This window comes from Bacillus sp. JJ1474 (assembly GCF_036965225.1).
GTDB lineage: Bacteria > Bacillota > Bacilli > Bacillales > Cytobacillaceae > Cytobacillus.
In genome coordinates this window covers 1-2,913 of record NZ_JBALPC010000260.1, presented here as the reverse complement: position 1 = coordinate 2,913, position 2,913 = coordinate 1, and the positions used below count along the sequence as shown (strand labels likewise).

The following is a 2,913-nucleotide window of genomic DNA, read 5'->3' as shown; positions in this document are numbered from 1 at the left end:
AAATTGAGACACATTCCGCGCTTATTACGATTGACCATCATATACATAAAACTTTCTTCGTTAATAGTAGCACCCATTAACCGGGTGTCATCACCATTAGGGTATTTCTCAATTTTGATGACATCGGCACCCATATCACCAAGTACCATCGTACAATATGGACCTGCCAATACTTGTGATAGGTCAATGACTTTCATTCCTTCTAATGCTTGAATCATGATGTAAGGCTCCTTTTCTTTCACGAGAAGTTCGGTTTTCTTTTTTCCAAAAATGCCTGAATGCCTTCTAAGTAGTCATCCGAACTATATGACTCTAAAATGACGTTTTCAATATATTCACTTTCATCGTTCTCTCCATCTATGATGGCTTGGATCACTTTCTTAATGCCAGCGTTGGCAACAGATGATTTCAACGTAATTCGTTTGGCAAAATCAAGGCATTTTTCTTCAATTTCTTCGATTGGAAAAACATAATCAATTAAACCAATTTCTTGGCCTTCTTCTGCACTGATCAGCTTTGCTGTATATAACAGCTCTTTCGTCTTTGCAGGGCCAATCAAATTATAAAGCCTTTTTGTACTAGCTAAGTTGTAGACGATGCCAATATTTGCCGCTGTAATTCCGACCTTACTGCAAGATGTGGCAAATCGGAAATCACATGAATTTGCAAGTTCAAGCCCGCCTCCGATTGCCAGAGTTTTAATCAAGGCAATGGTTGGCTTTGAAAAACGATATAGTTTTCCTATGGATTCAAGGGCGTAATCATTATAGTCCTTTGCCTGCTTTCCATGGAGACGGACTTCCGTAAACTCACTAATATCAGCACCCGCTGAAAAGGCTGTTTCATCAACACCACGAATAATCAGCACCTTCACACTGGAATCTTGTTCCAACTCATCCAATAGTTCGCCAAGCTTTTGAAACATGGCAAGAGTGAATGAATTCTTTTTTTGAGGACGGTTAATAATGAGGGAAGCAATCGCCCCATCCTTTTCTATATAAAGTTCATTTGACATTTATAACCCCTCCAATCAATCTTTCTTTAAACGATCTGATATACGATTCCCAATTGACTGACAGCATTGTACAAGGATAATCAGGATTAATACAGTTGCATACATGACACTTTCTTCGTAGCGTAAATGTCCATAGCGGTAAGCAAGATCTCCGAGGCCGCCTGCTCCGACAAGTCCCGCCATGGCTGTGGCACCAATCAAGCTGACAATGGTTATAGTTAAAGCGAGGACAAGGGAAGGTCTTGCTTCACGGAGTAATACATGCCAAATAATTTGTCTTGTTTTAATTCCCATCGCTTTATAAGCTTCCAAAACGCCATTATCCACGGCAAGAAGAGATGATTCTACTAATCTTGCGAGATAAGGAGCCGTGTAAATGACAAGCGGAACGATGGCGCCTGTAACTCCGATCGTTGTCCCAACAATTAGTTTTGTAAATGGAAAAATAAAAATTAATAATATAATAAATGGAACGGAGCGTAAGATATTGATTACTAGATTCAATATTTGATAGATCCATTGATTTTGCCAAGCTTGGCCAGGTCGTGTTAAAACGAGTAAAACCCCAAGAGGTATACCGATTATGATTGCAAATATCATGGAGATGCCAACCATTTGGAAGGTTTCCAGCACAGACTTCCAGATAATAGGAAACCATTTATCAGTAAATTCATACATATCGTTATCCCTCCAATTCTTCGATGCCAACACCTTGATTTTGTAAATATTTTAATGCTTGATCGACATCTTGCACTTCGCCAATAAGATGAACAACAATATTGCCGACAATACCATTTTTCAATTCAAGAATATTCGCGGTCAAAATATTGGGCTGAACTTTAAATTGCTGACTTACTTTAGCCAAAAGCGGTTGCCCCGTACTTTCTCCGACAAAAGTGAGACGGGAAACCTTGCCGGTTACATTAAGCTGACTGATTAAAGAAGGTGACAGCTTCCTCTGACTGATTGTATTTAAAAACTTCGTAGTTGTCTTGTTTTGTGGGTTTGTAAATAAATCGATTGTCGTGCCTTGTTCCACAATTTCACCATTTTCCATAACAGATACATGGTCACAGATCTTTTGGATGACATTCATTTCGTGGGTAATCAACAAAATTGTGATACCTAGTTCTCGATTAATTTTTAAAAGCAAATCGAGAATTGAATCTGTCGTCTCTGGATCAAGGGCACTCGTTGCTTCATCACTAAGTAACACTTCGGGCTCCTGAGCAAGTGCTCGCGCAATCGCAACCCGCTGCTTTTGCCCGCCGGAAAGTTGGCTCGGAAACGATTGATGTTTATCAGCAAGTCCAACGATATCCAAATATTTAATCACACGTTCATTTGTTTCCGTTTTGCTGTAACCCAATAATTTAAGGGGGATGGCAATATTGTCATAAACGGTAGCTGTTTTTAAGAGATTGAATCCTTGGAAAATCATGCCGATTCTTTTTCGAACATCGCGTAATTGGTTTAACGGCAAAGAAGTAGCTTCTTTGCCGCCAATAAATACTTTTCCGCTTGTAGGTTTCTCTAATAAATTCACACATCGTATCAATGTGCTTTTTCCAGCACCGCTATAGCCGATCACCCCATGAATTTCACCTTTTTTCACATGAAGATTCACATCTTTAACTGCTTTTACAATCCCTTTTTTCGAGTCAAAGGATTTTGAAACATGTTCTAATATAATCATGGGGACTTTTCCTTTCTGTGCTATCTTTGCCTGACCGAAAACCTGTCTAGCAAATTCACTTTCTTGGACAACTTCTATCAAAATATCGAAAGTCTGAACAGCAAACTATCTATATTGGACAGCTTTTATCGAAATCTCAATATCCTTTCCAGCAAACTCGATTTCATGGACAGCTTCTATCAAAATACCGAAAACCTGTCCA

4 protein-coding genes are annotated in these 2,913 nt (G+C 39.1%); all 4 read right to left on the bottom strand.

Going from position 1 to position 2,913, the window contains the following annotated elements; translation table 11 throughout:
• On the bottom strand, positions 1–218 hold a 218-nt coding region (locus V7164_RS23900), incomplete at its 3' end, for a CoA transferase (protein ID WP_335355447.1).
• A 20-nt stretch (positions 219–238) separates the two neighbouring features.
• Complete coding sequence (locus V7164_RS23895) at positions 239–1,015, bottom strand: enoyl-CoA hydratase/isomerase family protein (protein ID WP_335355446.1); 777 nt, start codon at positions 1,013–1,015, stop codon at positions 239–241.
• Between the two features lie 15 nt (positions 1,016–1,030).
• Positions 1,031–1,693, bottom strand: coding sequence for a methionine ABC transporter permease (locus V7164_RS23890; RefSeq protein ID WP_335355445.1), 663 nt, complete (start codon positions 1,691–1,693; stop codon positions 1,031–1,033).
• 4 nt (positions 1,694–1,697) lie between these two features.
• Complete coding sequence (locus V7164_RS23885) at positions 1,698–2,711, bottom strand: methionine ABC transporter ATP-binding protein (RefSeq protein WP_335355444.1); 1,014 nt, start codon at positions 2,709–2,711, stop codon at positions 1,698–1,700.
• Between the last annotated feature and the right edge of the window lie 202 nt (positions 2,712–2,913).